The sequence below is a fragment of the Pseudomonas fluorescens genome (genome assembly GCF_001648775.1).
GTDB classification, from domain to species: Bacteria; Pseudomonadota; Gammaproteobacteria; order Pseudomonadales; family Pseudomonadaceae; genus Aquipseudomonas; species Aquipseudomonas fluorescens_M.
In genome coordinates, this window is sequence record NZ_LVEJ01000001.1 from 566,888 (window position 1) to 592,760 (window position 25,873).

Annotated in this window: 30 protein-coding genes; 11 read left to right on the forward strand and 19 right to left on the reverse strand. The window is 58.8% G+C overall.

All coding sequences use genetic code 11. The annotated features are described in order from the left end of the window. Nucleotides 1-21: 21 nt before the first annotated feature. Nucleotides 22-309: a YheV family putative zinc ribbon protein gene (locus tag A8O26_RS02600; protein WP_064116624.1), complete on the reverse strand. Its 288-nt coding sequence runs from the start codon at nucleotides 307-309 to the stop codon at nucleotides 22-24. Beyond that, entirely contained in the window at nucleotides 306-2,357 is a 2,052-nt protein-coding gene (gene prlC, locus A8O26_RS02605; RefSeq protein WP_064116625.1) for an oligopeptidase A, read from the reverse strand. Before prlC ends, A8O26_RS02600 begins: the two co-directional genes overlap by 4 nt. A gap of 88 nt (nucleotides 2,358-2,445) precedes the next feature. Here prlC and A8O26_RS02610 point away from each other — a divergent pair, with 88 nt between their 5' ends. Beyond that, nucleotides 2,446-2,991: a gamma carbonic anhydrase family protein gene (locus A8O26_RS02610; RefSeq protein ID WP_064116626.1), complete on the forward strand. Its 546-nt coding sequence runs from the start codon at nucleotides 2,446-2,448 to the stop codon at nucleotides 2,989-2,991. Nucleotides 2,992-3,020: 29 nt separating this feature from the next. Beyond that, complete coding sequence (locus A8O26_RS02615) at nucleotides 3,021-3,671, forward strand: HAD family hydrolase (protein ID WP_064116627.1); 651 nt, start codon at nucleotides 3,021-3,023, stop codon at nucleotides 3,669-3,671. Nucleotides 3,672-3,779: 108 nt separating this feature from the next. Here A8O26_RS02615 and A8O26_RS02620 read toward each other — a convergent pair whose 3' ends face one another. Then, entirely contained in the window at nucleotides 3,780-4,856 is a 1,077-nt protein-coding gene (locus A8O26_RS02620; protein ID WP_064116628.1) for an aminopeptidase, read from the reverse strand. A gap of 60 nt (nucleotides 4,857-4,916) precedes the next feature. Here A8O26_RS02620 and A8O26_RS02625 point away from each other — a divergent pair, with 60 nt between their 5' ends. Together A8O26_RS02625 and A8O26_RS02630 are read left to right on the forward strand one after the other, a co-directional pair. Then, entirely contained in the window at nucleotides 4,917-5,339 is a 423-nt protein-coding gene (locus A8O26_RS02625; protein ID WP_064116629.1) for a hypothetical protein, read from the forward strand. 40 nt (nucleotides 5,340-5,379) lie between these two features. Continuing rightward, nucleotides 5,380-5,799 (forward strand): hypothetical protein, encoded by a 420-nt coding sequence (locus A8O26_RS02630; RefSeq protein ID WP_064116630.1) that lies wholly within the window; start codon nucleotides 5,380-5,382, stop codon nucleotides 5,797-5,799. A 6-nt stretch (nucleotides 5,800-5,805) separates the two neighbouring features. Here the strand turns inward: A8O26_RS02630 and A8O26_RS02635 are convergent, their stop codons facing one another. Beyond that, complete coding sequence (locus tag A8O26_RS02635; RefSeq protein ID WP_064116631.1) at nucleotides 5,806-6,045, reverse strand: DUF1161 domain-containing protein; 240 nt, start codon at nucleotides 6,043-6,045, stop codon at nucleotides 5,806-5,808. A 240-nt stretch (nucleotides 6,046-6,285) separates the two neighbouring features. Next, a complete protein-coding gene (locus tag A8O26_RS02640) occupies nucleotides 6,286-6,717 on the reverse strand; it encodes an OsmC family protein (protein ID WP_064116632.1) in 432 nt (143 codons plus the stop codon). A 241-nt stretch (nucleotides 6,718-6,958) separates the two neighbouring features. Here A8O26_RS02640 and A8O26_RS02645 point away from each other — a divergent pair, with 241 nt between their 5' ends. After that, nucleotides 6,959-7,960, forward strand: coding sequence for an LLM class flavin-dependent oxidoreductase (locus A8O26_RS02645; RefSeq protein WP_034152274.1), 1,002 nt, complete (start codon nucleotides 6,959-6,961; stop codon nucleotides 7,958-7,960). Nucleotides 7,961-8,212: 252 nt separating this feature from the next. Here the strand turns inward: A8O26_RS02645 and A8O26_RS02650 are convergent, their stop codons facing one another. Together A8O26_RS02650 and A8O26_RS02655 are read right to left on the reverse strand one after the other, a co-directional pair. Then, nucleotides 8,213-8,437 carry a DUF1161 domain-containing protein gene (locus A8O26_RS02650; protein ID WP_064116633.1) on the reverse strand — a complete coding sequence of 75 codons (225 nt, stop codon included), beginning with the start codon at nucleotides 8,435-8,437 and terminating at the stop codon, nucleotides 8,213-8,215. Nucleotides 8,438-8,565: 128 nt separating this feature from the next. Then, nucleotides 8,566-8,781: a dodecin gene (locus A8O26_RS02655; protein WP_007911688.1), complete on the reverse strand. Its 216-nt coding sequence runs from the start codon at nucleotides 8,779-8,781 to the stop codon at nucleotides 8,566-8,568. A gap of 157 nt (nucleotides 8,782-8,938) precedes the next feature. On the opposite strand from A8O26_RS02655, the gene A8O26_RS02660 reads away from it, so the two are divergent. Beyond that, nucleotides 8,939-9,265 carry a DUF883 family protein gene (locus A8O26_RS02660; RefSeq protein ID WP_007911686.1) on the forward strand — a complete coding sequence of 109 codons (327 nt, stop codon included), beginning with the start codon at nucleotides 8,939-8,941 and terminating at the stop codon, nucleotides 9,263-9,265. On the opposite strand, the gene A8O26_RS02665 is transcribed toward A8O26_RS02660, so the two are convergent. After that, the gene (locus A8O26_RS02665) at nucleotides 9,238-10,155 is read right to left on the reverse strand and encodes a LysR family transcriptional regulator (RefSeq protein ID WP_064116634.1); all 918 of its coding nucleotides are present in this window, start codon (nucleotides 10,153-10,155) and stop codon (nucleotides 9,238-9,240) included. The genes A8O26_RS02660 and A8O26_RS02665 overlap by 28 nt on opposite strands. Before the next feature lie 114 nt (nucleotides 10,156-10,269). Between A8O26_RS02665 and trpB the strand changes: the two genes are divergently transcribed. From trpB to A8O26_RS02680, 3 genes are all read left to right on the forward strand, one after another. Next, on the forward strand, nucleotides 10,270-11,517 hold the full coding sequence (gene trpB / locus A8O26_RS02670) for a tryptophan synthase subunit beta (protein ID WP_064116635.1): 1,248 nt from the start codon (nucleotides 10,270-10,272) through the stop codon (nucleotides 11,515-11,517). Next, nucleotides 11,517-12,329 (forward strand): tryptophan synthase subunit alpha, encoded by an 813-nt coding sequence (gene trpA / locus A8O26_RS02675; protein ID WP_064116636.1) that lies wholly within the window; start codon nucleotides 11,517-11,519, stop codon nucleotides 12,327-12,329. Before trpB ends, trpA begins: the two co-directional genes overlap by 1 nt. Before the next feature lie 122 nt (nucleotides 12,330-12,451). After that, complete coding sequence (locus tag A8O26_RS02680) at nucleotides 12,452-12,907, forward strand: anti-virulence regulator CigR family protein (protein ID WP_064116637.1); 456 nt, start codon at nucleotides 12,452-12,454, stop codon at nucleotides 12,905-12,907. Nucleotides 12,908-12,954: 47 nt separating this feature from the next. Here A8O26_RS02680 and A8O26_RS02685 read toward each other — a convergent pair whose 3' ends face one another. The 11 genes from A8O26_RS02685 to A8O26_RS02735 form a co-directional block, all read right to left on the reverse strand. Then, nucleotides 12,955-14,916, reverse strand: a complete 1,962-nt coding sequence (locus A8O26_RS02685) for a DUF7844 domain-containing protein (protein ID WP_064116638.1) — start codon at nucleotides 14,914-14,916, stop codon at nucleotides 12,955-12,957. Further along, nucleotides 14,913-15,233: a DUF2388 domain-containing protein gene (locus tag A8O26_RS02690; RefSeq protein ID WP_064116639.1), complete on the reverse strand. Its 321-nt coding sequence runs from the start codon at nucleotides 15,231-15,233 to the stop codon at nucleotides 14,913-14,915. Before A8O26_RS02690 ends, A8O26_RS02685 begins: the two co-directional genes overlap by 4 nt. A gap of 44 nt (nucleotides 15,234-15,277) precedes the next feature. Beyond that, nucleotides 15,278-15,595, reverse strand: a complete 318-nt coding sequence (locus A8O26_RS02695; RefSeq protein ID WP_064116640.1) for a DUF2388 domain-containing protein — start codon at nucleotides 15,593-15,595, stop codon at nucleotides 15,278-15,280. 107 nt (nucleotides 15,596-15,702) lie between these two features. Next, on the reverse strand, nucleotides 15,703-16,020 hold the full coding sequence (locus tag A8O26_RS02700) for a DUF2388 domain-containing protein (protein WP_007953908.1): 318 nt from the start codon (nucleotides 16,018-16,020) through the stop codon (nucleotides 15,703-15,705). Between the two features lie 134 nt (nucleotides 16,021-16,154). Beyond that, complete coding sequence (locus A8O26_RS29265; protein WP_081265145.1) at nucleotides 16,155-16,364, reverse strand: DUF1127 domain-containing protein; 210 nt, start codon at nucleotides 16,362-16,364, stop codon at nucleotides 16,155-16,157. Nucleotides 16,365-16,619: 255 nt separating this feature from the next. After that, the gene (locus A8O26_RS02710; protein ID WP_007911656.1) at nucleotides 16,620-16,835 is read right to left on the reverse strand and encodes a DUF1127 domain-containing protein; all 216 of its coding nucleotides are present in this window, start codon (nucleotides 16,833-16,835) and stop codon (nucleotides 16,620-16,622) included. A 321-nt stretch (nucleotides 16,836-17,156) separates the two neighbouring features. Further along, nucleotides 17,157-18,650 (reverse strand): acetyl-CoA hydrolase/transferase family protein, encoded by a 1,494-nt coding sequence (locus A8O26_RS02715; protein ID WP_008081132.1) that lies wholly within the window; start codon nucleotides 18,648-18,650, stop codon nucleotides 17,157-17,159. Between the two features lie 214 nt (nucleotides 18,651-18,864). After that, entirely contained in the window at nucleotides 18,865-20,298 is a 1,434-nt protein-coding gene (locus tag A8O26_RS02720; RefSeq protein WP_064116642.1) for an NAD(P)(+) transhydrogenase (Re/Si-specific) subunit beta, read from the reverse strand. Beyond that, nucleotides 20,298-20,618 carry an NAD(P) transhydrogenase subunit alpha gene (locus A8O26_RS02725; RefSeq protein WP_003187417.1) on the reverse strand — a complete coding sequence of 107 codons (321 nt, stop codon included), beginning with the start codon at nucleotides 20,616-20,618 and terminating at the stop codon, nucleotides 20,298-20,300. Before A8O26_RS02725 ends, A8O26_RS02720 begins: the two co-directional genes overlap by 1 nt. Before the next feature lie 15 nt (nucleotides 20,619-20,633). After that, a complete protein-coding gene (locus A8O26_RS02730) occupies nucleotides 20,634-21,755 on the reverse strand; it encodes a Re/Si-specific NAD(P)(+) transhydrogenase subunit alpha (RefSeq protein ID WP_064116643.1) in 1,122 nt (373 codons plus the stop codon). Between the two features lie 434 nt (nucleotides 21,756-22,189). Next, a complete protein-coding gene (locus A8O26_RS02735) occupies nucleotides 22,190-23,089 on the reverse strand; it encodes a LysR family transcriptional regulator (protein WP_064116644.1) in 900 nt (299 codons plus the stop codon). 158 nt (nucleotides 23,090-23,247) lie between these two features. On the opposite strand from A8O26_RS02735, the gene A8O26_RS02740 reads away from it, so the two are divergent. Continuing rightward, nucleotides 23,248-24,429: an acyl-CoA dehydrogenase gene (locus A8O26_RS02740; protein WP_064116645.1), complete on the forward strand. Its 1,182-nt coding sequence runs from the start codon at nucleotides 23,248-23,250 to the stop codon at nucleotides 24,427-24,429. 13 nt (nucleotides 24,430-24,442) lie between these two features. Beyond that, a complete protein-coding gene (locus tag A8O26_RS02745) occupies nucleotides 24,443-25,663 on the forward strand; it encodes a CaiB/BaiF CoA transferase family protein (RefSeq protein WP_064116646.1) in 1,221 nt (406 codons plus the stop codon). The last annotated feature ends 210 nt before the right edge of the window (nucleotides 25,664-25,873 follow it).

Sequence of the window (25,873 nt, forward strand, 5' to 3'; positions counted from 1 at the left end):
CGTGGAAGGCTAAGCAGCGACTCAGTCTTCAGTCTTTTTCTTCAGCTTCGGATTCGGAAAGAACTGCACCGCCTGCACGGTTTTGTCCGGTGCAGGTTTGTTCAGCGCGCTGGTGTTGACCCGCGTGCCCAGCTCTTTCGGTACCGACAGCCCTTGCTCGTTGAGCGTATCCGAGTAACCGCAAGCCACACACTCACGGTGCGGCACACTGTCCTCGTTCCACATCATCAATTTGTCCGGCTCGCTGCACGCCGGGCAGACTGCCCCGGCGATAAAGCGCTTCTTGGTAATCACAGGCCCCTCACTCATGCTGCCGCGTCCTCACTCAGGCCGCTATGGCGCAACAGTGCGTCAATCGACGGCTCACGGCCACGGAAGTCGACGAACAGCACCATCGGTGCCTGCGAACCGCCGCGCGCCAGAATCGCTTCGCGGAAGGCGCGACCGGTTTCTGCGTTGAGCACGCCGTCTTCTTCGAACTTCGAGAAGGCATCGGCCGAGAGCACTTCAGCCCACTTGTAGCTGTAGTAACCCGCTGCGTAACCGCCGGCGAAGATGTGCGCGAAACTGTTCGGGAAACGGTTGTAGGCCGGTGGGCGCATTACCGACACCTCGTCACGCACGCCTTCAAGCACTTGCAGCGGACTGCGGCCGTCACCGTGGGTGGCGTGCAGTTCGAAGTCGAACAGCGAGAACTCGAGCTGACGGACCATCATCAGGCCGGACTGGAAGTTCTTCGCCGCGAGCATTTTTTCCAACAGATCCTGCGGCAGCGGCTCGCCGCTTTCGTAGTGACCGGAAATCAGCGCGAGGCCTTCTGGCTCCCAGCACCAGTTTTCCATGAACTGACTCGGCAGCTCGACCGCGTCCCACGCCACGCCGTTGATGCCGGAAACACCGGCGTGATCAACGCGGGTCAGCAGGTGATGCAGGCCATGACCGAATTCGTGAAACAGCGTGGTCACTTCATCGTGGGTCAGCAGCGCAGGCTTGCCGCTGTCGGCCGGGGTGAAGTTGCACACCAGATTGGCCACCGGGCTTTGCAGCACGCCGTCGACAGTGCGGCGGCGGTCACGGGCGCCGTCCATCCACGCACCGCCACGCTTGTTGGCGCGGGCGTAGAGGTCGAAGAAGAAGCGGCCGACGTGCTGACCGTTTTCCTTGATCTCGAACAGGCGCACGTCCGGGTGCCAGGTGTCGAAGCCTTTCTGTTCGGCGATCTCGATGCCGTACAGACGTTGAACGATGGCAAACAGGCCGCCCAGCACTTTGTCGATCGGGAAGTAGGCGCGCAGGGTTTCCTGAGCAACGCTGTAGCGTTGTTCACGCAGCTTTTCGCCGTAGAAACCACTGTCCCAGCTTTGCAGATCGGCGCAGCCCTGTTCGGCGGCGTAGGCGCGCAGTTGTTGCAGATCCTGCGCGGCGAACGGCTTGCTGCGCTTGGCCAGATCGCGCAGGAAGCTCAGCACCTGATCGCTGGACTCGGCCATTTTCGTCGCCAGGCTCAGCTCGGAGAAGCTGGCGAAACCCAAGAGTTTGGCCAGTTCCTGACGCAGGTCGAGGATCTCTTCCATCACCGGGCCGTTATCGTTCTGGCCGGCGTTCGGGCCTTGATCCGAGGCGCGGGTGCAGTAGGCGGCGTAGACTTCTTCACGCAATGCACGGTCTTGCGCGTAGGTCATCACCGCGTAGTAGCTCGGGAATTCCAGGGTGATCAGCCAGCCATCGAGGCCTTTGGCCTGAGCGGCGGCAGCCATTTGCGCCTTGGCCGAATCGGTCAGGCCGGCGAGGGCGGCGTCGTCGGTAATGTGCTTGGTCCATGCCTGAGTGGCGTCGAGCAGTTGATTGGAGAAACGACTGCCCAGCTCGGACAGTTTGCTTTGCACTTCGGCGTAGCGTTTCTGCTCGGCTTCCGGCAGGTCGATACCCGACAGACGGAAGTCACGCAGGGCGTGTTCCAGAATAGTCTTTTGCGCCACGTCGAAGCCGGCGGCTTCGGGGCTGTTGGCCAGTGCTTCATAAGCCTGGAACAGTTCACGGTTCTGGCCCATCTCGGTGGAATAGGCGCTCAAGGCTGGCAGGCACGACTCGTAGGCTTCGCGCAGTTCGGCGCTGTTGCACACGGCGTTGAGGTGGCTGACCGGGCTCCAGGCGGCGCCGAGGCGGTCATTGAGTTCGTCCATCGCCAGTACCAGGCCGGCCCAGGTCGGGTTCTCGACTTGAGTCTTGAGAATTTCGGCAATGGCGGCGCGGTTGTCGGCCAGGATCGTTTCGATGGCGGGCAGGACGTGTTCGGCACGGATCGTGGAGAACGGTGGCAGGTCATAGGACTGCAGCAGAGGGTTGTTCACGCTCACGGTTGGCACCTTGGCTGGGGAAACATTGCCCCATCTTAATTACAATCGGCATTCACCGCAGCTATCGGCGACAGAGAGAGAAATTATCGTGTCCGTTCGCAAGTACCAGAATCACACCCCACGCTTGAATAAAGGCGCGTTTGTCGACGCCTCGGCGGTGGTAATCGGCGACGTCGAAATCGGTGAAGACAGCTCGGTCTGGCCGCTGACCGTGATCCGTGGCGACATGCACCGCATCCGCATCGGTGCGCGCACCAGCGTGCAGGACGGCTGCGTGCTGCACATCACCCACGCTGGCCCGTTCAACCCCGACGGCTTCCCGCTGCTGATCGGCGACGACGTGACCATCGCCCACAAAGTCATGCTGCATGGCTGCAGCGTCGGCAGCCGCGTGTTGATCGGCATGGGCAGCATCGTCATGGACGGCGCGGTGGTTGAAGACGACGTGATCATCGGCGCCGGCAGCCTGGTGCCGCCGGGCAAGCGTCTGGAAAGCGGCTTCCTTTATGTCGGTAGCCCGGTAAAACAGGTGCGTCCGCTCACCGACAAGGAAAAAGCCTTCTTCACCTACAGCGCGGCGAACTACGTGAAGCTCAAGGATCTGCACCTGGCCGAAGGCTACGACACACTCTGAATCGAATTGGCGACTGCCCAGGAATTCCCATGCACTACCAAACCGTACTGTTCGACCTCGATGGCACCCTGACCGACCCGCGTGAGGGCATCACCCGTTCCATTCAGTTTGCCCTCGCCAAACTCGGCATCGATGAGCCGGACCTGACCAAACTCGAACACTTCATCGGCCCGCCGCTGTTGCAGGCGTTTATGCAGTTCTATGACTTTGATGAGGCCAAGGCGTGGCAGGCGGTGAATTTTTATCGCGAGCGTTTCAAAGTCACTGGCCTGTATGAAAACCGTGTGTTCGATGGCGTCACGCCGTTATTGGAAACCCTGAGCGGGCAGGGACGGCAGCTGTATATCGCCACCTCGAAGCCATGGGAATTCGCCCGCGAGATTGCCCGGCATTTTGATTTTGCCCGGCATTTCAAGGTGATTTATGGCAGCGAACTGGACGGCACGCGCACCAACAAGGTTGAGCTGATTGCGCATCTGATCAAGGAAGAAGGGCTGGATCCTGCGAATACGCTGATGATCGGCGACCGTAAGCATGACCTGATCGGTGCGCGCAGCAATGGGCTGGATGCGGCGGCGGTCGGTTATGGGTTTGGCAGTTTTGAAGAGTTGAATGCCGAGGCGCCGGCTTATCACTTTGAAACGCTGGCCGCGTTGCATCAGGCGTTTTTGCAGCGCTGATCAAATTGCTTTCGCGAGCAGGCTCGCTCCCACAGGGATTCGTGTGGCACACAGATCCAATGTGGGAGCGAGCCTGCTCGCGAAGGGGCCTGTTGTGCCCCGAGATCATTAGGATTGTGCCATTGCCTTCAGTGCCGCCTTACGCTCAGCCACCGGCAACCGACCCAACCTCTCAACCTCCGCATAAAACCTCAGCCAATCCCCCCCGACCTTTTTGAACAACGCCGCAAACGCCGGCACCCATTGGTCATACAGGCCAAACGGCAACAACCGCGCATTGTTCAACGGCGCATTCACCCAAGCGTCATAACGCTTGTCCCCGGCCCACTGACTGTCCCTCATCACCCGATAATCCCGGCGAAACTGCTCGAACTCGGCCGCTTTGCGTTCGCGCATTTGTTCAGTGGGCAATGGCTGCGCATAGAGCTTGTCCAGCCGTGAGCGGGTATCGAGCACCAACTCAATAAACTGATCGCGCTGCTTCAGCCGTGAATCTGTATCCGCCGGTAACCCACGAAACGACCGCCACTGGCGCGTACCTTCCTGCTCGACAAACGTGGCAAAGGATTCGTTGAATTCGGTGTCGTCCTTTACATAAAAGCGCTGATGCGCCAGCTCGTGAAAGATCAGCGTGGCCAGACGCTCATCGCCCCAGCCCATCATCGAATTGAGGATCGGGTCGTTGAACCAGCCAAGCGTCGAATAGGCCTCAACGCCACCAATCGATACGTCCATGCCTTGCAGGCGTTGAATTGCTGCTTCGCCGCGCGCCGCGCCCTGACTGTAGTAACCCCGATAAGCCACACAGCCGGCAATCGGGAAACAGTGGTTTTGCGGCGTCAGGGAGAACTCCTGAGTGGCGAACACATTCCACACCACGTACGGGCGATGGATGTCGGCGTAGAGACGATAGCTCTGGTTATCCGGCAGGTGCAGATGCTCGCTGGCAAAGGCGCGCGCCTTTTGTGACTGGGCCAGATGCGCGCGCAGTGTCGCGTCGCGGCTCGGGTCATTGATCACCTGTTCCACAGGCTCGCGCGCGTGCAGTAATTGCAACTGACCGTTGGCCAACTGAGCGTAATAGCTGACGCTGGCGCAACCGTTGAGCAACAAAAACATCACACCCGGAAACAAAACCCGAAAAACGCGATCAAGTAACCCAAGGCTTGGAAACGGCCTGCTCAAAATAAGAAATCCCCCCGGAAAGTCTGTCCGCAAGACTATCCCGCCTTAAGGAGCACCGCTATGCGCATGTTGATGCTGTCAGGAGGCCTGCTGACGCTGGCCGGTTGTGCCGGATTCGGAATGCCCGATCCTGATCCTTCACAAGCCTGGGTCGATCTCGATGCCCGGCAACAGGACACAACCTTGCAAGCGCTGAAGGTCGATAGCAGCGTGACCGACGATAAACGTTATTTTGAAGTGCAGCCAGGCAGCCATGAATTGAAGGTGCGTTATCAGTTTCCGGTGGCCGCGACCAACATCGGTCCCGACGCTGAACCGTTGTGGCGTGATTGCCAGTTGAGCGTGAAATTCAAGGACTTCAATGCCGGCCAACGTTATCAGTTGCAGGCTGGCAGCATTGGTTTTCGGCCATGGGCCAAGCTCTATGACGAGCAGCGCAAAGTCGTAGGCCAAGGCACGCCAGCAGGCTGTCAGAGCACCTGATCGGCGCTATGCTGGATATTCAGATCCGTGGATATTCATCATGCGCCAGTTGCTGTTGTTGCTCGTTGCCAGTCTTGTCGCCGGTTGCCAGACGCCGTTGCCGCCGGTCGATCCGCACATGGCCTGGGTCGACTTCTCGACGCCGACCCCCGGCGGCAAAGTACTCATGGCCGAGCGCCTCGACAAACAACGACTGAATGACGGGCGTTACTTTCAGGTCACTCCCGGCAGTCACGAATTGCGCGTGCGCTTCGATTTCGAAGTGTTTGGCGGTGGCGGCAGTTTGATGACCGGACCGGTAGAGCGACTTTGCTACCTGTATATCCGCTACGACCATTTCGAGGCAGGGCAGCGGTATGTGCTTGAGGGGCGTTCGCTGGGGTTCACCCCGAGTGCCCGGCTGTACAACGCCAAGCGCGAAATCGTTGCCGAGGATTACGACTCCGATTGCATTATCTGAGGCGACTCAGCTGTCGTTTTTCTGATAGATGATCGCTTTGGTGCCGTTCTCACATGAACCGACCACCATGGCCACATCGTGCTTATCGGCCTCTTCCTTGCTGACGATTTCCAGTGTGTAGGACGGCACGGCTTTGGCCTGAATCTTTACTTCGATTTCTTTTTTCAGTTCTTCGCAGTCTTTGGGTGCCGCGATGACAGAAGTGGCCAGTGCACTGCAGAGGATCGCCAAGCCAATACGTTTCATGAGTGAAGCTCCCTGAGGCAGCGCGCACGGGCGTGCGCTGAAGCTGCTGTCACTTATTCGACCATATTTTTACAGCGAGGGTTCTGACTTCGCTCACAACTTGTATGTTTGGTTTCAGACCTGTGTCGATTGCGAAATCGCCTTCGCGAGCAGGCTCGCTCCCACATTGGAACTGTGTGCCACACGAATCCCTGTGGGAGCGAGCCTGCTCGCGAAGGCGTCAGATCAGCCAGCGACAAATTAGCTGACCAAAGAAGCCTCAAGCGTAATCTTCGCATTCAGCACTTTCGACACCGGGCACCCTTCCTTGGCCTTGTTGCTCAGCTCCTCGAACTGCGCCTGTGACGCACCCGGGATTTTCGCCTTGAGGATCAGCTTCACCGCGGTGATCGCGAACCCGCCCTCTACCTGATCGAGGGTCACTTCAGCCTGAGTATCGATGCTGTCAGCCTTCAGGCCCGCATCGCCCAGAATCATCGAAAACGCCATGGAAAAACAACCGGCATGCGCCGCGCCGATCAGCTCTTCCGGGTTGGTGCCCTTACCGCCCTCAAAGCGCGCCTTGAAACCGTAGGGTGCTTCTCTGAGGACACCGGTTTCGGTGGAGATCGAGCCGATGCCGGTTTTCAGATCGCCTGCCCAATGTGCGGATGCTTTCTTCACGATAGCCATGTCTGCCTCCTCAAGATCTGGCGCGGAAACGCCGCGCCGTCGTGGTTTTACTTGCAAGGCTTCTGAGGATAGACGCCGCAGCAAAGTTCAGCCCGACTGAATCGTTGACTTTTTTAGTAGGAAATTTCGACTCGGCTATTGAAACTCGGGTATATGCCCTCATTGCACAAAACACGCTTATGAATTCGGCAGGTTTTCGTTCGCAAGAAAAACCTGCCTCCCCACTCGGAGACGCAGGTTTATGAAACAACTGTCCGACGTAAAATTTTCCACCCTCGATCTTGTGCCGGTGCGCGAGAACGGCAGCCCGGCGCAATCGCTGCGCAACTCGCTGGACCTGGCGCAGCACGTCGAGAAATTCGGCTACACGCGGTTCTGGGTGGCGGAACACCACAACATGGACGGCATCGCCAGCTCCGCCACTTCAGTGCTGCTCGGTTATCTGGCGGGCGGGACGTCGACCATTCGCGTCGGCTCCGGCGGCGTGATGCTGCCTAACCATGCGCCGCTGGTAATCGCTGAGCAGTTCGGCACCCTCGAAAGTCTGTATCCGGGCCGGATCGACCTCGGCCTGGGCCGCGCGCCGGGTTCCGACCAGATGACCGCCCGTGCCTTACGCCGTGAACGCTCCGGCAGCGCTGATGATTTCCCCGAAGATGTTGCCGAACTGGTGCGCTACCTCGGCCCGCGTACCCCGGATCAGCGCGTGATTGCTATGCCGGGCACGGGCACCAATGTGCCGATCTGGTTGCTGGGTTCCAGCCTGTTCAGTGCGCAACTGGCCGGTGAGCGCGGTTTGCCCTACGCCTTTGCCTCGCATTTCGCCCCGCGCTTCATGCATGAAGCGATCCGCGTTTATCGCAATCACTTCAAGCCGTCGGCGGTGCTCGACAAGCCATACGTGATGCTGGGCGTGCCGCTGGTGGCGGCGGATACCGATGAACAAGCCGATTACCTGGCGACCTCGGTGTATCAGCGCATTCTCGCCTTGATGCGTGGGCAGAGCCTGGTGCAGCGTCCGCCAGTGAAAACCATGGACGGCTTGTGGCTGCCGCATGAGCGTGAGGCGGTGGGGGATTTCCTTGGGCTGGCGATGGTTGGCAGCCCGCAGAAGATCCGCGCCAAGCTTGAGGTGCTGGTTGAGCAGACGCAGGCGGATGAGCTGATTTTTACCAGTGATTTGTATGAGCACGCTGATCGGGTGCATTCGTACGAGTTGCTGGCGCAGGTGATGAAGGGCTGAAAAGCCCCTCACCCTAACCCTCTCCCGGAGGGAGAGGGGACTGACCGAGGTGGATGTTCGAGATACGCCGACGTGAAATTCTTCGGTCGAACTCAGGTTCTGAAAACAATGAAGATCTGCTCCCTTTCCCCTCTACCCCTTGGGGGAGAGGGCTGGGGTGAGGGGGTTCGATTTCAAACCCACCAAAAATCCCAAATCCCGGACACAAAAAAGCCGACGCCTTCACGTCGGCTTTTTGTATTTCACACGCGATCAACCACGTTTGTAGACGATTTCCTTGGTACCACCTTCGCAGGTGCCAACCACTTTCCCGTCAGCCGCGGCGCCTTTATCGACAACCTCCAGCGAGTAATTGGACGCACCTTTGGCATCCAGCTTCGCCGCAATCTCGCTTTTCAAATCTTCACAAGGCTTGCCGGCAGCAAACGCACCACCCGCAAGGCTCAACAAACCTACTGCCAACATGAACTTCTTCATCGGTCGCACTCCCTGGTCGGATTAAAAGAGGCGGGCATCGAGTCGTTCACTCGATGCGGCCACCCTGTAGCGCTTTGCCATTCCTATGGCACTCGGCCAGCGCGCAAGTTCAGAAGACTAGACCAAACTCAGCTGCTGGCAATGCGGAAGCCGACTTTCAGCGTCACTTGAAAGTGCGCAGCCTTGCCGTCCTTGATGTGGCCACGGGTGTCGACCACTTCAAACCACTCAAGATGCTTGATGCTCTTGTTGGCTTCGGCCAGCGCGTTGTTGATGGCGTCTTCGATGCTGCTGGCGGACGAACCGACCAGCTCGACTTTCTTGTACGTGTGATGGTCACTCATAACGATCTCCTTGGCGTGTGGAATTGAGACTAGCAGTGAATCTGCACTGTTGATTTCGGCGGCCGTGCGCAGACGAAGTTCAGATTTTCTGCACTTTCTCAAACCGCTGAAGTCCCAACCAACACACGCCACTCATCACCAATGCAGGAGAGCCACCATGGCCAACACCTCTTTACGTAAAGCCTCGTTGCAAAGCATGGAAGCCGAGATCGAGAGTCTGCTCAAGTCGTTGGAAAGCCTGAAGGACGACGCTTCGGACGAGTCGCGCAAGACCCTCAAGGCGCTGAAAAGCAATGCCGAAAGCGCGCTGAAGCACTCGCGCCACCTGCTCAGCGATGCCTATGAAGAAGTCAAAGTGAAAACCCGCGAAACCGGGATCGCCACCCGCGATTACGCGCAGGAACATCCGTGGACGACCGCTGGTGTGGCGGTCGGTGCAATCGGTCTGCTGGCCGCTTACTTGCTGTTCAAGCGCGGCGAGTGATCGCCTTGGCGCAGCTCGTTCTTGAGCCATTGCGCCAGTTGCCGGGCGCGCCCGTCTGCGGCGCGCTTGGGTAGCCACAATGCCAGTTGCGCCGGGGTTTCACAGAAGCCCCACGGCGCAACCAGGCGACCGGCTTTCAAATCTTCCGTCACCAGCGGTTCCGGTGCGATCGCTACGCCGAGACCAGCGACGGCTGCTTCCAGCAAATAATACAAATGCTCGAAACCTTGCCCCAACTTGATTGCTTTGACATCGAGGTGGTTTTGCTGTGCCCAGCTTGGCCAGGCTTGTGGGCGGGAAGTAGTGTGCAGCAGCGGTTCACTGAGCAGCTCTGAGCCTGGCGCTGTTTTTAGGCGTTGGTAACCGCTGAAGAGTGGACTCATGACCGGGCCTATGCGTTCTGCGGCCAGTTCGTAGACCTGCATGTCGGCCGGCCATGGTGTTTCGGCGAACAGCAACAAGGCATCCAGTCCCGGTCGCCGAGGATCAAGATCGCCTTCACCCGCCGACAGATGCAGACGCAAATCCGGCAGATCAGCATTCAATCGCCCCAAACGCGGAATAAACCATCGCGCCAGCAAACTCCCAGAACAGCCGAGCACAAACGGCGCATCGGCGGTGCTCTGGGTTAACTCGGCGCAAACACTGCGCAGCCGATCAAAAGCTTCGCCACTGGCATCACGCAAACGCATGCCGGCATCTGTGAGTTTCAAGCCGCGACCATCCTTGACGAACAGGCTGACACCCAGGTGTTCTTCGAGCACTTTGAGCTGACGACTGACCGCACCATGAGTGACGTGCAGCTGCTCGGCAGCCTGACTGACACTGTTCAGCCGGGCGGTGGCTTCGAACGCACGCAAGGCGTTCAGCGGAGGAAGGTCGTGGCTCATGATATCTGTGAGTTTTCCTGACAGGTTGTGGCGATCTTATCGGTTTTCAGCCTGGAAGGTCAGGGGTAGAGTGGTCGTCATTGTCTTCTCACCCGAATTCACCTGGAGCGACTCATGACCCAGACTTCGAACACCTCTGATCTGCGTAACGGCCCTGACGCGAACGGCCTGTTCGGCTCGTTCGGTGGCCGCTACGTGGCAGAAACCCTGATGCCGTTGATCCTCGATCTGGCCCGCGAATACGAAGCGGCCAAGGAAGATCCGGCGTTCAAAGAAGAATTGGCCTACTTCCAGCGCGACTACGTCGGACGTCCGAGCCCACTGTATTTCGCCGAACGCCTGACCGAGTTCTGCGGCGGCGCGAAGATTTATCTCAAGCGCGAAGAGCTCAACCACACCGGCGCGCACAAGATTAACAACTGCATCGGCCAGATCCTGCTGGCGCGACGCATGGGCAAAAAACGCATCATCGCCGAGACCGGCGCCGGCATGCACGGCGTGGCGACTGCCACCGTCGCTGCGCGTTTCGGTCTGGATTGCGTGATCTACATGGGCACCACTGACATCGAACGTCAGCAGGCCAACGTGTTCCGCATGAAGCTGCTGGGCGCTGAAGTGATTCCGGTGGTTGCCGGCACCGGCACCCTGAAAGATGCGATGAACGAGGCGCTGCGTGACTGGGTGACCAACGTCGACAGCACGTTCTACCTGATCGGCACCGTGGCCGGCCCGCACCCTTATCCAGCGATGGTTCGCGACTTCCAGGCCGTTATCGGCAAGGAAACCCGCGATCAGTTGCAGGCTCAGGAAGGTCGTCTGCCGGACAGCCTGGTGGCGTGCATCGGTGGCGGTTCCAATGCGATGGGCCTGTTCCACCCGTTCCTTGACGACAAGAGCGTCGAGATCATCGGCGTTGAAGCGGCCGGTTACGGCATCGAAACCGGTAAGCACGCAGCGAGCCTGAACGGTGGCGTTCCGGGTGTGTTGCACGGCAACCGCACTTTCCTGCTACAGGACGACGATGGCCAGATCATCGACGCCCACTCGATTTCCGCCGGCCTCGACTACCCGGGCATCGGCCCGGAACACGCATGGTTGCATGACATCGGTCGTGTTCAGTACACCTCGGTGACTGACGACGAAGCCTTGGATGCGTTCCACAAATGCTGCCGCCTGGAAGGGATCATTCCTGCCCTGGAAAGCGCTCACGCTCTGGCTGAAGTGTTCAAACGTGCGCCGAAGCTGCCTAAAGATCACCTGATGGTGGTCAACCTGTCGGGCCGGGGCGACAAAGACATGCAGACCGTCATGCACCATATGGAAAACTCTCAACAAGAGCCATCCAAGCAGGAGAAACACTGATGAGCCGCCTGCAAACCCGTTTTGCCGACCTCAAAGAACAGAACCGCGCCGCGCTGGTGACCTTCGTCACCGCCGGTGATCCGGACTACGACACCTCGCTGGCGATCCTTAAAGGCTTGCCGGGCGCTGGCGCCGACGTGATCGAGCTGGGCATGCCGTTCACCGACCCGATGGCCGATGGCCCGGCGATCCAGTTGGCGAATATCCGCGCCTTGGGCGCCAAGCAGAACCTGGTGAAAACCCTGCAAATGGTTCGCGAATTCCGCGAAGGCAACAGCGATACCCCGCTGGTGCTGATGGGCTACTTCAACCCGATTCACATGTATGGCGTGCCGCGTTTCATCGCTGATGCGAAAGAGGCCGGTGTCGATGGCCTGATCGTCGTAGACATGCCACCTGAGCACAACGCCGAACTGTGCGACCCAGCGCAGGCTGCGGGTCTGGACTTCATCCGTCTAACCACGCCGACCACTGACGATGCGCGTCTGCCGAAAGTACTCAATGGTAGCTCCGGTTTCGTTTACTACGTGTCGGTAGCCGGTGTGACCGGTGCTGGCGCTGCAACGCTGGAACACGTTGAAGAGGCGGTGACCCGTCTGCGTCGTCATACCGATCTGCCGATCAGCATCGGTTTCGGCATCCGTACGCCGGAGCAGGCTGCGGCCATCGCGCGTCTGGCCGATGGTGTGGTGGTGGGCTCGGCGTTGATCGATCACATCGCCAATGCAACGACTCCAGCTCAGGCCGTCGACGGTGTGTTGAGCCTGTGCTCGGCACTTTCCGAGGGCGTACGTAAGGCCCGCGTCAGCTGAAGGTAAAGTTCCTGATACAGAGGAATTAGCACCTTAAAGCACAGACTAAATGAGCAAGACCGAGGGCTTCAGAACATCGTTCTGAGGCCCTTTTTGCTGTTTGTGCCGTGAGGAAAGACCCGATGAAAATGCCGAAACGTCTGATGGCCGGATTGGGCGTGCTGTTGATCAGTGCGACACCGCTGCTCGCCAGCGCCGATCCGCGCGATGATCACGACCACGGCGGCCCGCAGCAGGGCCAGCACGATAACCGCGGCGACAATCACGGTGACGACCACCGGGGCCCACAGAATGATCACCGCGGCGGCCCGCCGCCTCATGACTTCGGGCCTGTACGCCAGACCATTCGTGACAATCATGGCTACTTTGTCCGCGGTGCACCGCCGCCGCCGGGGATTCATCTGGAGCGTGGCCGGCCGTTGCCGCACGGCTATTACGGCGAGCGTCTGGACAATCGCGCGTTAGGTCGTTTGCCGGTGTATCCGGGCTACGAATGGCGCCGGGCGGGAGGCGATATCGTGCTGATCGCGGTGGGTACCGGGATCGTTTACGAAATTCTCGATGGTGTTTTGTATTGATTCGCAGGCAATAAAAAAGATCGCAGCCAATGGCTGCGATCTTTTTTTCAGGGCAGTTCCAGGCCGCCCGAAGCTTTGTGCAATTTGCGCAAATGCGCGCCAATCTGTTTCACATTCTCCTCGCTGGCGGCAATCTCGGCAGCGCGCTTGGGCTCCAGCAACTTACGCACTTCGGCGTCGAGATCGCCAGACAGTGCGAGCAACTTCTTCTGCCGCTGACTGCTCTCCGCTTCCAGTCGAGTGAACTCGGTCGGCTGCGGTAATCCGTAACCCTTGGCGTCGAGCAATTCTGCCGGACGGCTGAGGAAGCCACTGTTGGCGAGAATCTCCTGCAAGGTCGCATTGGCCTTGTCCATGCCGCCGTTTTCCAGCTCGCGGGCTCCCAAGTAGCGTTGCTTGACCTCATCCTGAGCCAGCAGCAACTGGCGTCGATAACTCGCCTGCTCCAACAGCAGCAGTGCAGCGCTGGTACGCAAGTCAGCACGTTCGAACCACCCACGGCGTTCTTCGGCGGACAGCGAAAGCCATTCCTCGACGGTGGTCTGTTTGATCGGCAGTTGCTTCTTCAACACATCGAACATCGCCTGATAGCGATCGCGGAATGAGTCGAAGCGGTAACCCAAACGTAGCGCTTCTTTCGGATCATCCAGCACGCTGGTGTCCGCCAGACCACGGCCCTTCATCACTTCCAGCAAGCCGTTGGGCATGATGCTGTCCAGGCCCACGAACTGGTTGTTGTTGCTGCCGCTGCGCAACAGCTTCAGGCCTTCCACCGCACAGTTGTTGGAGAGGAAGAAGTAGTTGCCGTCATAGCTCCAGTGCATTTCGGCAGCGTGTTCGACCACGCCTTCGATCTCGTCCCGTGACAGGTTCAGCGGCACCGAGGCGAGGCTACGCAGTTCGGTCTTGGTGTATTCGTCGATGACCTGCGCAAGCGGCAGTACGAACAGGCGCGACGGGTATTTGCCGACCAGTCCGTCCCAGCTCGACAGCTGCACATCGCCGACGAACGCGCGATATGACAACACTAGATGCTGATCCAGATCGAGCCGGCAATCCGGCCCACGTGGGCGGCCCGGTGCGCAGATCACCAGACGCAACATGCTGTGGCCCCAGCGGCTGACCCAGTTTTGATTGGCCTCGGCCAACAAATAATCAACGGCGTAAACCCGCTCCGGATCGACTTGCCCCAGCGGTTGCTTGGCAAAATCGTTACCCGCGTTCAAAAACGCGAAGGTCTTGCTGCAAGTGTCCTTGGCCGGCGGCGCCCAGCCAAAGTGTTGCTGGTAATAGCGATAGAGCGCCGGGCGTCGGCAGGCGTAGCTCGGGTCGAGGAGGAAATACTCCATGTTGACCGCGACGAACTCTTTCGGGCTGGAAATCTCGTACAGATCCGGGCTGCGGGCGATCTGGCGGTTGTGCTGTTCGCGTTCGCCACGACGGCCGACGTATTGCTGCCAACCGGCGAGGTCGAGCAGACGCGGATCATCGCTGAGGGTGAAGCGGCGGCCGTTCTGGCCGCGACACTCGTCGGGAATGCCGATCAGTCCGGCGCTGTTGAAACGACGCGTGCAACGCTGAATCAGCGTGCGCTCCGCATCCGGCCACAAGCGGGCGCGGTCATAAATGTGAGTGATTTCGTGCAGCACCGTGGCGAGCAGTTCCTGACGCACAGTGCCGTGGGGGCGATTGGTTTTTTCTTTGGCGGCGCTGCCGTCAGTGAGACTGGCCAGCAGTTTGCGATTCAGATCGAGTTCGGACACCAGCGTGGCCTGGCCGTAGGCATTGGCGGGCATGTCGTCGGTCCAGCCGACATCAATGCGCCGATCCAGCCGCTCGATAAAACTCGGTGGCAGCTTTTGCATCGCCTCATCGATCAGCGCCTGGCTGGCCTGTTGTTGGGCGGGGCTCAGACCGTCGGCCTTGAGCCGCAGTTGCAGGCCGGCGTGGGCGCTGTTGCCAAGCAGCAACAACGCCCCGGCCAGCAGCCAGGCGCCGAGTGACTTCACAGTGCGAGGATGGCTTCGGCGAGAACCTGATCGCTGGCGTCGCGCGCTTCCGGCACACGGGTGCGCAAGGTGTTGAGCGCGGCTTCCAGATGCGCGCCACGGATATCACCGTTAGTGGCGACGAAACTGGCAGCGTCATCGTGCGCTTCGCGGATGATTTTCGAATCGCGAATCGACGTGGTGGTATCGGAGGTGAAATCGATAGTGCGCTGGGAGGCACGAACGATGATGTTACTGGTGGCTACCAGGGTGTGCGCCTGGGCCACGTCGGCCAAAAAAAACAGGCCAAGGGCGGCAGCAATCAGCGGGCTACGCATGGAACGACTCCGGAGGGGCAAGGATAACTGGGGGTACAGGATAACTATTGGACGAGAATTGCTTCTGCCAGTTCAAGGTCGCTGACATGAAGTTTCGGCCGGGTTTTGCGCAAGTAATGCAGCGCGGATTCCAGACGAGCACCTCGCCAATCACCGTCACTGGCAACAAATGCGGCCGCGTCATCGCGGGCGGCGAGCAGTAGTTTACGGTCGAAAGGTGCGGAAGACACCATGCTGGTGGCGTAACCACTGACGACGGTGCCTTGGGTCGACGCATTAAAGGCATCGAAGGCATCCACCGACGTCGCCCAGCCAGCGGTTAGCAGAACAGAGGGGATAAGCAGATTTGAAAGAAAACGCATGGGACTCGGTAACTGTTAGCGAGCCCAAAGGCTAGCGCAATGCCCGGACCAGAGCCAGCGCTGAAACATCGGGACACGCCCGGCGTGCCCCGAACGGTGTCAGTCGCTTAGATCGTCAGGATGGCCTGGGCCAACTGTGCGTCCGTGGCGTTGAGCTGTGGCGCTTGATGGCGGATGTGATCCAGCGCGCTTTCCAGTTTCACCCCACGGATTTCGCCTTCGCTGGCGACGAAGCTGGCCGCGTCGTCACGGGCAGCAAGCACGATTTTGTCGTCACGGAAGGACGAGGTGACATCGGAAGTCGCGTCGGACGAGGACTTCAGAGCACCGACAACGGCGTCGGTGGTGACGATGAAGCTGGTGGCGCTGGCGTTGGCAGCCACGGCCAGCAGGGCGGCAGCGCTGAGCAGACGAAGACGGGACATGGGGTAACTCCTGTGGATAAACCGTATTGAGAGGTGGCTCGGTATCTGAGGAGTCAGACGCCAGTGACACAGCATTCGCCACGTTCTGCGTGGATATTAGGCCTGCTGGCGAAGTTCGCACAGTGGGCAGAATGCTAGCGCCAGAAGGGTTTATCCAGTTCATGGAGGCGATCGGCGTGGCTGAGGCCAAGATCGGCGAGATCACGACCATCGAGTTGAGACAGCAGGCGTCGCGTTCTGGCGCGCTCCAGGCTGTCCCAAAGTCTCCTGCACAGGCGGCGCAAGGCATTTGGGCGATCGGTTCGATGGCTGAAGATTTCTGAAACATCCTGTAAGTCATTCATCATGTATTCCTTTACCAAGGAGGGCGGGAAGTCATGTTGAACCTGTGACAAACAGAGAGTCAGATACACCGGGGTAAAATTGTACTGGTTCAGATTGCCAATATTTGAAACTGTACCTATCTGGATGATCAGTCGCTGTATTGGAATTTTCCAGGCTCAAAACGACAAAACCCGTCGTGGCTTCCCACGACGGGTTTTGCTTGTTCAATTCGGGTTGCTGGCGGTGGGTCTAACGACCAGAGCCAGCGACGCTACTTAGCGCCAGAACGGCTTGCTCAGCTCTTCGTAGCGTTGTGCTTCGCTGATACCGGCGTCAGCCAGCAGACGCGAATCCAGACGGGCCAACTGGTGGCGGCTGGAGATGCGGCGCTGCCACAACATCAGGTTGGCGATAACGCGCAGAGGCAGAGAAGCCTGGGTGTTTACAGCTTTGTCTTCGAAGAACAGTTCGGAACTGAGTGTACGTTCCATGGTTGACATCCTTCCGCTTGTGGCGGGATCAGGTAGTGGTTTGACTGGTGCCCATGATCCTCTCGTTTGCCTAGTCTCTCTAGATACAGTTCAACTGTATTGTGAGTGACCAGTTAACTGTTTAAAGGGGGTGTACGGGTCGAAATAGAGCAAACTGTACCTGTCCGCACTTAAGTGGTGCATTTTTGCTCTATTCGATAGGAAAAGTAGGCAAATGCTGTAGGAAATGACCAGTACAGCAGTACAGTTTTTGTCAGGTGGGAGACTCGCGAGAGTACGCTGATGCAAACTGTGTTTGCATCAGCGGTTTATCTGTGTGAATTACACCGCCAGCATGCGCCCGGTTTCTTCCAGGTTCATGTGCCAGCTCAAGGCTTCGCGCAGGATGTGCGGGGTGTGTCCACCGATTGCACAGGCCGCCGTGAAGTAATCGTTGAGTGCCTGACGGAAGTCCGGGTGTACACAGTTATCAATGATGACCCGCGCACGCTCGCGTGGCGCCAGGCCACGCAAGTCGGCCAAACCCACCTCGGTCACCAGAATGTCGACGTCATGCTCGGTGTGGTCGACGTGGCTGACCATCGGCACGACGCTGGAAATCGCCCCGCCCTTGGCGATCGACTTGGTCACAAACACCGCCAGATGCGCGTTGCGCGCGAAGTCACCGGAACCGCCGATGCCGTTCATCATTCGCGTGCCGCAGACGTGGGTCGAATTGACGTTACCGTAGATGTCGAATTCCAGCGCCGTGTTAATGCCGATGATGCCCAGGCGACGCACCACTTCCGGGTGGTTGGAGATTTCCTGCGGCCGCAGCACCAGTTTGTCCTTGTACTTCTCCAGATTGCCGAACACGTCGCTGTTGCGGCGCTCCGACAGGGTGATCGAGCTGCCCGACGCAAAGCTCAGCTTGCCGGCGTCGATCAGGTCGAAGGTCGAATCCTGCAGCACCTCGGAGTACATGGTCAGGTCTTCGAACGGCGAATCGATCAGGCCGCACATCACCGCGTTGGCAATGTTGCCGATCCCGGCCTGCAACGGGCCGAGCTTGTTGGTCATACGCCCGGCGTCGACTTCCTGCTTGAAGAAGGTAATCAGGTGCTCGGCGATGGCGTTGGTATCGACGTCCGGCGTCGACACGGTGGACGGCGAATCCGACTGTTGGGTGATGACGATGGCGACAATCTTCTCCGGCGGAATCGGAATTGCGGTGCTACCGATGCGGTCGTCGACTTTTACCAGCGGGATCGGCGTGCGCGTCGGGCGATACGTGGGGATATAGATGTCGTGCAGGCCTTCGAGATTGGCGTTGTGCGCCAGGTTGATCTCGACGATCACCTGTTTGGCGAAAATTGCGAAGCTCGCCGAGTTGCCCACCGAGGTGGTCGGCACGATGTGACCTTGTTCGGTAATGGCCACCGCTTCGATGACCGCGATGTCCGGCAGCTTCAATTGTTGGTTGCGCAGTTGCTCAACGGTTTCCGACAGATGCTGGTCGATGAACATCACCTGGCCGGCGTTGATCGCCTTGCGCAACGTGCTGTCGACCTGGAATGGCATGCGTCGCGACAGTACGCCGGCTTCGGTCAGTTGCTTGTCGAGGTCGTTGCCCAGGCTGGCGCCGGTCATCAGGCTAATCTTCAGCGGCGTGACCTTGGCGCGCTCGGCCAGTGCGTGAGGGACGGCTTTGGCTTCGCCGGCACGGGTGAAACCGCTCATGCCGACGGTCATGCCGTCCTCAATCAGAGCGGCGGCGTCGGCGGCGCTCATCACTTTGTCCAACAACGAAGGCAGGCGAATACGGTCACGGTACATGGATTATTATCTCGGGAAGCGAGTAGCAGGATGCGCAGTCTAGTGAATTTGACGGGCGCCTGTCCCGCTACCAAGGTCGCAAACGAGGCGTCTATTTAGCGGGTTTGAAGTAAAACACCGTTACTGGATCTGCAACAACGCGGCAAATTGTCCGACGTTTTGTGCAAATAAAAACGCCCCGACGAGTCGGGGCGTTCGGTGCAGCAGTGGTGGCTTACTCGACCGCTTTGACCATGTCTTCGATGACCTTCTTCGCGTCGCCGAAAACCATCATGGTCTTGTCCAGGTAGAACAGTTCGTTATCCAGACCGGCATAGCCGCTGGCCATCGAGCGCTTATTAACGATGATGGTCTTGGCCTTGAACGCTTCGAGAATCGGCATGCCGGCAATCGGCGACTTCGGATCGTTCTTCGCCGCCGGGTTGACCACGTCGTTCGCGCCGAGCACCAGCACCACGTCAGCCTGGCCGAACTCGGAGTTGATGTCTTCCATCTCGAACACCTGGTCGTAAGGCACTTCGGCCTCTGCGAGCAGGACGTTCATGTGCCCCGGCATACGGCCTGCCACCGGGTGAATCGCATACTTCACAGTCACACCACGGTGAGTCAGCTTCTCGGTCAGCTCTTTCAGCGCATGTTGTGCACGCGCTACTGCCAAGCCATAACCCGGCACAATGATCACGGTGTCGGCGTTGGTCAGCAGGAAGGTTGCGTCGTCAGCCGAACCGGATTTCACCGGACGCGCTTCTTTCGCGCCAGCAGGACCTGCATCCGCCGTATTGCCGAAACCGCCGAGCAGTACATTGAAGAAGGAACGGTTCATCGCCTTGCACATGATGTACGAGAGGATCGCACCGCTCGAACCCACCAGCGAACCGGCAATGATCAGCATCGAGTTGTTCAGCGAGAAGCCGATACCTGCCGCCGCCCAGCCCGAATAGCTGTTGAGCATCGATACCACCACCGGCATGTCGGCGCCGCCGATCGGGATGATGATCAGCACGCCCATCACGAACGCCAGCGCCAGCATCAGCGCAAATGCGGTGAGGTTGTCGGTGAACATGAAGGTCAGGCCGAGTGCCAGCGTTGCCAGACCCAGCACAGCATTCAGCTTGTGCTGGCCAGTGAACTGTACCGGTGCGCCCTGGAACAGGCGGAACTTGTACTTGCCCGACAGCTTGCCGAACGCAATCACCGAACCGGAGAAGGTGATCGCGCCGATGGCGGCACCGAGGAACAGTTCAAGACGATTGCCCGTCGGGATCGAGTCGCCCAGCTGTTTAACGATCCCCAGCGATTGCGGCTCAACGACAGCTGCAATGGCAATGAACACCGCCGCGAGGCCGATCATGCTGTGCATGAAGGCGACCAGTTCCGGCATCTTGGTCATTTCAACGCGTTTGGCCATGATCGAACCGGCAGTCCCGCCGACCAACAAGCCGACGATGACATAACCGATACCGGCAGTGGCCAGCTCAGCGCCCAACTTATAGATGAGGCCGACGGTGGTAACAATTGCCAACGCCATGCCGAGCATGCCGAACAGGTTGCCGCGCCGCGAAGTAGTCGGGTGCGACAGGCCTTTAAGGGCCTGGATAAAGCAGATCGACGCGATCAGGTAGAGCGTCGTGACGAGATTCATGCTCATTACTTCGGCGCCTCTTCTTTTACTTTCGGGGCTTTCTTCTTGAACATCTCAAGCATGCGGCGGGTGACCAGGAAGCCACCGAAGACATTGACCGCAGCCAGTGCCACGGCGAGTGTGCCCATGGTTTTGCCCAGCGGCGTGACGGTCAGTGCGGCGGCAAGCATGGCGCCGACGATCACGATCGCCGAGATGGCGTTGGTTACTGCCATCAACGGTGTGTGCAGCGCAGGTGTCACGTTCCAGACCACGTGGTAACCGACATAAATTGCCAGCACGAAGATGATCAGGTTGTAGATACCGGGGGAGATAAGCTCTTCCATCGTCTGAATCCCTGCTTAGGCGTTTTTGCGGATGACTTGGCCGTCGCGGCACATCAGGCACGCGGCGACGATGTCGTCTTCGAGGTTGACGTCGAACTGGCCTTCTTTGGTGAACACCAGCTTGAGGAAGTCCAGCAGGTTGCGCGCATACAGTGCCGAGGCGTCTGCAGCGACTTCACCGGCCAGATTGGTCGGGCCACAAATGGTCACGCCATTCTCGATCACGACTTGATCAGCCACGGTCAGCGGGCAGTTGCCACCCTGAGCAGCGGCGAGGTCGATGACCACCGAACCCGGTTTCATCTGCGCCACGGTGTCCGCGCTCAACAGCGTCGGTGCCTTGCGGCCCGGAATCAGCGCGGTGGTGATGACGATGTCGGCCTGCTTCGCGCGCTCGTGCACGGCCTGGGCCTGACGCTGCATCCAGCTCGCCGGCATTGGCCGCGCGTAACCGCCGACACCGACGGCGCATTCGCGCTCTTCATCGGTCTCGTACGGCACGTCGACGAACTTCGCGCCGAGGGATTCGATCTGCTCTTTCACCGCCGGACGCACGTCGGACGCTTCGATCACCGCACCCAGACGTTTCGCCGTGGCAATCGCCTGCAATCCAGCCACACCGGCGCCGAGAATCAACACGCGCGCCGCTTTCACGGTGCCCGCAGCGGTCATCAGCATCGGCATGAAGCGTGGATAGTGGTGAGCGGCCAGCAACACAGCCTTGTAGCCGGCAATGTTCGCTTGCGACGACAACACATCGAGACTCTGCGCGCGCGAGGTGCGCGGCGCCGCTTCTAGGGCGAACGCGGTAATGCCGCACTCGGCCATCTTCGCGATGGTGTCATTGTTGAACGGGTTGAGCATGCCGACCAGCACCGTACCGCGCTTGATCAGCGTCAATTCGGCATCAGTTGGCGCGACCACTTTGAGAATCAGCTCGGCGCCAAACGCATCATTGGCACTGCCAATGGTCGCGCCTGCCGCTTCATAGGCACTGTCGACAACGCTGGCTTTAACGCCGGCGCCGGTTTGCACAGTGACCTTATGACCTTGGCTGATCAGCTTTTTAATGGTTTCCGGGGTTGCAGCAACCCGTGTTTCACCGGTCTGGGTTTCGAGAGGAACACCAATGTGCACGTCAAATCTCCTGCGTGATCTTATTGAGTAAACCCATGCACTACGGATGGTGCGACTGGGGCGGCCGATCAGCACGATCCCGCCAAATCAGGGCGGGGCGCGGCATTTTGCAGGCGAACTTTATGCCCTTCAAGGGATTATGACGGGTGACGGAAAATTAACTACAAGTCATGCCGTGACCGAATGTCGCACATGGCCTGCTGAATCCCTTGCAGGCCGTGCCTTGTAAGGATTCTGGCCGAATATGGAAAAATTTCTCATCGGTGGCGTGAATAGGCAGTAATGCGTCGTGGATGAAGGCTCAAAGCCACGTGGTCAGGCGCTTGTGGGACGTCTGTACGACTTTCGGATACAGTCAGTGGAATTGCGACAAATAGTTATATCTGTAGGGCTTTGATTTTCCTGACTACGGGGTTAATTAACGCTGTAAGCCTTTATCCTTCTAGGCTGTAGCTGTTTGCCTGGTTCACCAGCCAGTCGCGAAATGCCTTGAGGGACGCCGATTCGACCTTTCGCTCGGGAATCATCAAGTAATAAGCCTTGATGCTGGAGAGCGCCTGCGGGTTGGCAATCACCAGGCGCTTCTCGGCCAGTTCACGCTGGATCAGGAACGGTGGAATCAGCGCGATCCCCATGTCGTGCATGGCCGCTTGGGCGAGCATGGAGAATAGCTCGTAGCGCGGACCTGTCATGTCGCGGGGGATATTCAGGTGCTGCGAGTTGAACCATTGGCGCCAGGCATAGGGGCGGGTGGTTTGCTGCAGCAGCGGTAGCTCGGCAATCTCATCGGCTGTCAGATACGTCTTGTTGCCAAGTAGGGCAGGGCTGCACACCGGCATCGGATTTTCACCCATCAGTCTGTGGGATTCGGTACCGGACCAATCGGCATCGCCGAAGTAGATCGCTGCATCGAATTCGGTGTCGGCAAACAGAAAGGGCCGGGTGCGGTTGGTCAGGTTGACCGTGACTTCCGGGTGCTTGAGCTGGAAATCCTTGAGCCGCGGCAGCAGCCATTGCGTGCCGAAGGTCGGCACCACCGCCAGTTCGATCACATTGGTGCCTTGCTGGCCCATCACCGACAAGGTGTCGCGTTCGACTGCATCCAGTTGCGTGGCGACCCGGCGACTGTAGGAAAGTCCCGCCTCGGTTAGTTTTACCCCGCGTCGCGAGCGTCGGAACAGTTCCACACTGAGGAACTCTTCAAGGCTGGCGATCTGTCGGCAAATGGCGCCTTGGGTGAGGGAAAGTTCTTCAGCGGCCCGGGTAAAGCTCTCGTGACGCGCGGCGGCTTCGAAGCTGATCAGGGCGGTTGTACTGGGGATCTTTCTGCGCATGTACGTCAACCTCACTAATGCGCCGCATAAAAGGCATTTCGCGACGTTTCGGAGTGAGAAATTAGCACAACAGAATGCGAAATCCTCGTTTGCCGCGACGGCGAACCGCGCCTAGGATCAATGCCACGTTAATTCAGCCGATTTGCGAGGACACACTCATGGGCGCTAAAGCTAGCTTCAACTGGATCGATCCCCTGCTGCTGGATCAACAGCTCACCGAAGAAGAGCGCATGATCCGCGACACCGCCGAGCAGTTCGCTCAGCAGAAGCTCGCGCCGCGTGTTCTTGAGGCTTTCCGTCATGAGAAGACTGATCCGGCGATCTTCCGTGAAATGGGCGAAGTCGGCCTGCTGGGCGCGACCATTCCAGAGCAGTACGGTGGCAGTGGCCTCAACTATGTCAGCTACGGCCTGATTGCTCGCGAAGTGGAGCGTGTCGACTCTGGCTATCGCTCGATGATGAGCGTGCAGTCCTCGCTGGTGATGGTGCCGATCAACGAATTCGGCACCGAAGCACAGAAACAAAAATATCTGCCAAAACTGGCTTCCGGTGAATGGATCGGCTGCTTCGGCCTGACCGAGCCAAACCACGGTTCCGATCCGGGCGCGATGATTACCCGGGCCCGCAAGGTCGACGGCGGCTACAGCCTGACCGGCGCGAAGATGTGGATCACCAATAGCCCGATTGCCGATGTGTTCGTGGTCTGGGCCAAAGATGATGCCGGCGACATCCGTGGCTTCGTACTGGAAAAAGGCTGGAAAGGCCTGAGCGCTCCGGCGATTCACGGAAAAGTCGGCCTGCGTGCGTCGATCACCGGTGAGATCGTTATGGACAACGTGTTCGTGCCGGAAGAGAACATCTTCCCGGACGTGCGTGGCTTGAAAGGTCCGTTCACCTGCCTGAACTCCGCGCGCTATGGCATTTCCTGGGGCGCACTGGGCGCTGCCGAGTTCTGCTGGCACACCGCGCGTCAGTACACGCTGGATCGCCAGCAGTTCGGTCGTCCATTGGCCGCTACTCAGTTGATCCAGAAGAAATTGGCCGACATGCAGACCGAGATCACGCTGGCCCTGCAAGGCTGCCTGCGTCTGGGTCGTATGAAGGACGAAGGCACGGCCGCCGTGGAAATCACTTCGATCATGAAGCGCAACTCGTGCGGCAAGTCGCTGGATATCGCCCGCATGGCTCGCGACATGTTGGGTGGTAATGGTATCTCCGACGAGTTCGGCGTGGCCCGTCACCTGGTCAACCTGGAAGTGGTGAATACCTATGAAGGTACTCATGACGTTCACGCACTGATCCTTGGGCGTGCGCAAACCGGTCTGCAGGCGTTCTATTAATAGGAGAGCGACCATGGGCGCGCTGTCGCATCTGCGGGTACTGGATTTATCGCGAGTGTTGGCCGGGCCGTGGGCCGGGCAGATCCTCGCCGACCTTGGCGCCGAGGTGATCAAGGTTGAGCGCCCGGGCAATGGTGACGACACTCGCGCCTGGGGGCCGCCCTTCCTTAAGGACGCTTATGGCGAGAACACGTCAGAGGCGGCTTATTACCTGTCGGCTAATCGTAATAAGCAATCGGTGACTATCGACTTCACGCGCCCTGAAGGTCAGAAGCTGGTGCGGGAGTTGGCGGCGAAGTCGGACATCCTTATCGAGAACTTCAAGGTCGGTGGGCTCGCGTCGTATGGTTTGGATTATGAGTCGCTGAAGGCGATCAATCCGAACCTGATCTATTGCTCGATTACCGGGTTCGGCCAGACCGGGCCGTATGCCAAGCGTGCCGGCTATGACTTCATGATTCAGGGGCTGGGTGGGCTGATGAGTCTGACCGGTCGTCCTGAGGGTGATGAGGGCGCTGGGCCAGTGAAGGTTGGTGTGGCGTTGACGGATATTCTCACCGGTCTTTATTCGACGGTAGCGATCCTGGCGGCGTTGGCTCATCGCGATCACGACGGTGGTGGTCAACACATCGATATGGCGTTGCTGGATGTCCAAGTCGCGTGTCTGGCTAACCAGGCGATGAATTATCTGACCACGGGCAATGCGCCTAAGCGTCTGGGTAATGCGCATCCGAACATCGTGCCTTATCAGGACTTTCCTACGGCTGACGGGGATTTCATTCTTACCGTGGGCAATGACGGGCAATTCCGCAAGTTTGCTGAAGTGGCGGGGCAGCCGCAGTGGGCTGACGATCCACGGTTTGCTACTAATAAGCTGCGAGTGGCGAACCGGGCAGTGTTGATTCCCCTTATCCGTCAGGCAACGGTGTTCAAGACGACTGCACAGTGGGTGGCTGAGCTGGAGCAGGCGGGTGTGCCATGTGGGCCAATCAATGATCTGTCGCAGGTCTTTGAGGATCCGCAGGTAAAAGCGCGTGGTTTGGCAATAGAACTGCCGCATGCATTGGCGGGGATGGTGCCGCAGGTGGCCAGTCCTATCCGTATGTCGCAGACACCGGTTGAATACCGTCGCGCTCCTCCTCTATTAGGTGAGCATACGCTGGAGGTTCTTCAGGGTGTGCTGGGCTTGGGCGCGGGTGCGGTGGCTGAGTTGAAGGCTGCTGGGGTGCTCTGACAATCCCTTCTATATAGATGGGGTTGTGTTTTCTTCCTGTTTGGTCGTTTTTTAACCAATCTGCAAGTGATTGAAAGAAAAGCGAAATTAACGGTTGACGGCAGATTTCAGGTGTCTATAATTCGCCCCACTTCCGGCGCAGTCGAAACGGAAAACTCCTTGAGATTCAATGAGTTATGCAGGTTTCGACAGCAGGTTGCTTCAGTTCAT

Bases quoted from the DNA above. Each gene is read 5' to 3' on its own strand.
- A8O26_RS02665 (WP_064116634.1), bottom strand. From the start codon at position 10,155: ATGAGCCACGACCTTCCTCCGCTGAACGCCTTGCGTGCGTTCGAAGCC.
- A8O26_RS02600 (WP_064116624.1), bottom strand. From the start codon at position 309: ATGAGTGAGGGGCCTGTGATTACCAAGAAGCGCTTTATCGCCGGGGCA.
- trpA (WP_064116636.1), top strand. From the start codon at position 11,517: ATGAGCCGCCTGCAAACCCGTTTTGCCGACCTCAAAGAACAGAACCGC.
- A8O26_RS02660 (WP_007911686.1), top strand. From the start codon at position 8,939: ATGGCCAACACCTCTTTACGTAAAGCCTCGTTGCAAAGCATGGAAGCC.
- A8O26_RS02695 (WP_064116640.1), bottom strand. From the start codon at position 15,595: ATGCGTTTTCTTTCAAATCTGCTTATCCCCTCTGTTCTGCTAACCGCT.
- trpB (WP_064116635.1), top strand. From the start codon at position 10,270: ATGACCCAGACTTCGAACACCTCTGATCTGCGTAACGGCCCTGACGCG.
- A8O26_RS29265 (WP_081265145.1), bottom strand. From the start codon at position 16,364: ATGAATGACTTACAGGATGTTTCAGAAATCTTCAGCCATCGAACCGAT.
- A8O26_RS02725 (WP_003187417.1), bottom strand. From the start codon at position 20,618: ATGGAAGAGCTTATCTCCCCCGGTATCTACAACCTGATCATCTTCGTG.
- A8O26_RS02715 (WP_008081132.1), bottom strand. From the start codon at position 18,650: ATGTACCGTGACCGTATTCGCCTGCCTTCGTTGTTGGACAAAGTGATG.
- A8O26_RS02615 (WP_064116627.1), top strand. From the start codon at position 3,021: ATGCACTACCAAACCGTACTGTTCGACCTCGATGGCACCCTGACCGAC.
- A8O26_RS02645 (WP_034152274.1), top strand. From the start codon at position 6,959: ATGAAACAACTGTCCGACGTAAAATTTTCCACCCTCGATCTTGTGCCG.
- A8O26_RS02635 (WP_064116631.1), bottom strand. From the start codon at position 6,045: ATGAAACGTATTGGCTTGGCGATCCTCTGCAGTGCACTGGCCACTTCT.
- A8O26_RS02745 (WP_064116646.1), top strand. From the start codon at position 24,443: ATGGGCGCGCTGTCGCATCTGCGGGTACTGGATTTATCGCGAGTGTTG.
- A8O26_RS02710 (WP_007911656.1), bottom strand. From the start codon at position 16,835: ATGGAACGTACACTCAGTTCCGAACTGTTCTTCGAAGACAAAGCTGTA.
- A8O26_RS02680 (WP_064116637.1), top strand. From the start codon at position 12,452: ATGAAAATGCCGAAACGTCTGATGGCCGGATTGGGCGTGCTGTTGATC.
- A8O26_RS02625 (WP_064116629.1), top strand. From the start codon at position 4,917: ATGCGCATGTTGATGCTGTCAGGAGGCCTGCTGACGCTGGCCGGTTGT.
- A8O26_RS02720 (WP_064116642.1), bottom strand. From the start codon at position 20,298: ATGAGCATGAATCTCGTCACGACGCTCTACCTGATCGCGTCGATCTGC.
- A8O26_RS02690 (WP_064116639.1), bottom strand. From the start codon at position 15,233: ATGCGTAGCCCGCTGATTGCTGCCGCCCTTGGCCTGTTTTTTTTGGCC.
- A8O26_RS02700 (WP_007953908.1), bottom strand. From the start codon at position 16,020: ATGTCCCGTCTTCGTCTGCTCAGCGCTGCCGCCCTGCTGGCCGTGGCT.
- A8O26_RS02740 (WP_064116645.1), top strand. From the start codon at position 23,248: ATGGGCGCTAAAGCTAGCTTCAACTGGATCGATCCCCTGCTGCTGGAT.
- A8O26_RS02630 (WP_064116630.1), top strand. From the start codon at position 5,380: ATGCGCCAGTTGCTGTTGTTGCTCGTTGCCAGTCTTGTCGCCGGTTGC.
- A8O26_RS02640 (WP_064116632.1), bottom strand. From the start codon at position 6,717: ATGGCTATCGTGAAGAAAGCATCCGCACATTGGGCAGGCGATCTGAAA.
- A8O26_RS02655 (WP_007911688.1), bottom strand. From the start codon at position 8,781: ATGAGTGACCATCACACGTACAAGAAAGTCGAGCTGGTCGGTTCGTCC.
- A8O26_RS02650 (WP_064116633.1), bottom strand. From the start codon at position 8,437: ATGAAGAAGTTCATGTTGGCAGTAGGTTTGTTGAGCCTTGCGGGTGGT.
- A8O26_RS02735 (WP_064116644.1), bottom strand. From the start codon at position 23,089: ATGCGCAGAAAGATCCCCAGTACAACCGCCCTGATCAGCTTCGAAGCC.